The sequence below is a fragment of the Kitasatospora sp. NPDC043949 genome (genome assembly GCF_056435365.1).
This window is the reverse complement of the sequence record NZ_JBWKEQ010000059.1, coordinates 1-2,729: the sequence shown is the minus strand read 5'-3', so window position 1 is coordinate 2,729 and position 2,729 is coordinate 1. Positions and strand designations below refer to the sequence as shown.

Below are 2,729 nucleotides of genomic sequence, written 5' to 3'. Positions count from 1 at the left end.
GCCCCCCCCCTCCTCCCCCCTGTTCTCCCCCTTCTCCCCCCCCCCCCCCCCCCCCCCCCCCCCCCCCCCCCCAACAACACCCCCCCCCCCCCCCCCCCCCCCCCCCCCCCCGGTGCCCGTGGTGCGCGGGGGGAGTGTCCCGCCCGGACTGCTTCGCCCCGAACTGCTTCGCCCCGAACTGCTTCGCCCCGAACTGCTTCGCCCGGACTACTCCGGGCGCTTGAGTCGGGTGATGAACTTGTAGCGGTCGCCGCGGTAGATCGAGCGGACCCACTCCACCGGGTCGCCGTCGGCGTCGAAGGAGTGCCGGGAGAGCTGGAGCATCGGCAGTCCGAGGTCGGAGCCGAGCAGGCCGGCCTCGCGCGGGTTGGCGAGGGTGGTCTCGATGGTCTCCTCGGCCTCGGCCACGGTGACCCCGTACACCTCGCGCAGCGCCGCGTACAGCGAGTTGTGCTTGGCGAGGTTGCGCCGCAGCGCGGGGAAGCGCTTGGCGGACAGGTGGGCGACCTCGATGGCCATCGGGTCGCCGTTGGCCAGGCGCAGGCGCTCGATCCGCAGCACCCGGCCGCCGGGCTTGATGTCGAGCAGCGGGGCGAGCCGGTCGTCGGCGGTGATGTAGCCGATCTCGATCAGCCGCGAGGCGGGCTCCAGGCCCTGGGCCCGCATGTCCTCGGTGTAGGAGGTGAGCTGGAGGGCCTGGGCGACCTTGGGCTTGGCGACGAAGGTGCCCTTGCCCTGGATGCGCTCCAGCCGGCCCTCGACGACCAGTTCCTGCAGCGCCTGGCGCACGGTGGTGCGGGAGGTGTCGAACTGGGCGGCCAGCGCGCGCTCGGGCGGGACGGGGGTGCCGGCGGGCTGGGTCTCGGTGAGCTGGAGCAGGTGGCGCTTGAGACCGTAGTACTTGGGGACGCGCGCGGTCGGGTCGGCGCCGGCCTGCGTCGGGAGGTTTTTCACCTCGGGGTCGTTGACCTGGGCGGTGGTTCCCCCGTCGCTGCTCATCGGACCTGTTCTCCCGCTTCTCGCGGGGCCTTTACGGGCCCCGCCACATAGTTAACGGGTGACATCGTTGCATGTATGGCTACGGAACGAATACCTCATCACGCGATGAACGATGTGCGGTGTCGGCTTGATAACGGGTGGTCCGGATCGGTCGAACAGCCGTTGACAGGCCCATTGGTCTAGGCCAAGCTCCAGGCATCTGGTCTACACCACTAGGCCGGTCACTATGAATCCCCCCACCCGCTCGAAGGGGTCCGCGGCACCTTTCCCCCCGCTTTACGTGGGTCTGCCGCTGCCGCCCGACGGGGGTAACCCAGGCATCCCTCAGGAGGATGGCGTGAAGCGTCAGCTCATCGCGGCGGTCGGCGTCGCAGCAATGGTCGTCGGCCTGGCGGCCTGTGGCTCGGACGGCAAGAGCAAGGACAACGCCGGTTCGAACTCGTCGTCCGCGGCGGGCGCCAAGAACTACAGCGGCAAGACGCTGAAGGTGTGGCTGATGACCGGCTCCGCCCCGAAGGGCTGGACCGACGCGGTCAAGAGCGAGTTCGAGACCACCTACCCGGGCTCCAAGGTCGACTTCCAGATCCAGGAGTGGGACGGCATCGGCCAGAAGGTGACCGCTGCGCTGTCCGAGGGCTCGGTCGACGTCGTCGAGCTCGGCAACACCCAGACCTCCGGCTACGCCGCCTCGGGCGGCCTGCTCGACATCACCAAGGACAAGTCCGCCCTGGGCGGCGACGGTTGGAACGCCAACCAGAACGAGGCCGCCCAGCTGGACGGCAAGCAGTTCGCCGCCCCGTGGTGGGTCTCCAACCGCGTCGTCGCCTACAACAAGGACCTCTGGGCCAAGGCCCAGCTGACCGACGCGCCGAAGACCCTGGACGAGTTCTACGCCGACCTGGACAAGCTGAAGGCCACCGAGGGCGTCGTCGACCCGATCTACCTGCCGGGTCAGGAGTGGTACACCTACTTCGGCCTGCTCGCCGGTGAGGGCGGCAAGATCGCCAAGAAGGACGGCGACAAGTGGGTCGGCGGCCTGTCCTCGCCCGAGGCGCAGAAGGCCTTCGAGACCTACAAGAAGCTGCAGGGCTACTCGGCCACCGGTCCGAAGGACAAGGACGAGGCCACCCCGCAGCAGAAGGACGTCTTCGGCAAGGGCAACGTCGGCACCATGATCGCCCTCGGCTGGGAGCTCCCGGCGGAGAAGGACATGCCGAAGGACAAGATCGGCTTCTTCCCGCTCCCGGGCAAGACCGCTGACAAGCCCTCCGGCGTCTTCCTCGGCGGCTCGAACCTGGCGATCGGTGCGCAGAGCAAGAACACCGACATGGCCAAGGACTTCCTGAAGATCGCCCTCAACGACAAGAACGAGGGTGCGGTCGCCGCCGCCGGCAACATCCCGAACAAGGCCGCGCTGAACAGCCAGCTCACCGGCGACTTCGCGAAGGCCGCCCAGTCCGCCTCGGCGGTCGGCGCGGTCACCCCGATCACCCCGAACTGGGCGAGCGTCGAGGACAAGCCGAACCCGATCAAGGAGTTCCTGACCGCCGCCCTCCAGGGCGGCGACTACGCGGCCACCGCGAAGAAGTACGACGACGAGATCGCGAAGCGGCTCAACCAGAAGCAGTAGGCACCGAGCGGCGGGGGGGGGGGGGGGGGGGGGGGGGGGGGGGGGGGGGGGGGGGGGGGGGGGGGGGGGGGGGGGGGGGGGGGGGGGGGGGGGGGGGGGG

The 2,729-nt window shown here is 70.0% G+C and carries 2 protein-coding genes; one reads left to right on the top strand and one right to left on the bottom strand.

Translation table 11 applies throughout. The features are described 5' to 3' along the window. Nucleotides 1-207: 207 nt before the first annotated feature. Nucleotides 208-999 (bottom strand): GntR family transcriptional regulator, encoded by a 792-nt coding sequence (locus tag AC07AL_RS33025; RefSeq protein WP_244293370.1) that lies wholly within the window; start codon nucleotides 997-999, stop codon nucleotides 208-210. A gap of 337 nt (nucleotides 1,000-1,336) precedes the next feature. Here AC07AL_RS33025 and AC07AL_RS33020 point away from each other — a divergent pair, with 337 nt between their 5' ends. Continuing rightward, nucleotides 1,337-2,629 (top strand): extracellular solute-binding protein, encoded by a 1,293-nt coding sequence (locus tag AC07AL_RS33020; protein ID WP_363586950.1) that lies wholly within the window; start codon nucleotides 1,337-1,339, stop codon nucleotides 2,627-2,629. The last annotated feature ends 100 nt before the right edge of the window (nucleotides 2,630-2,729 follow it).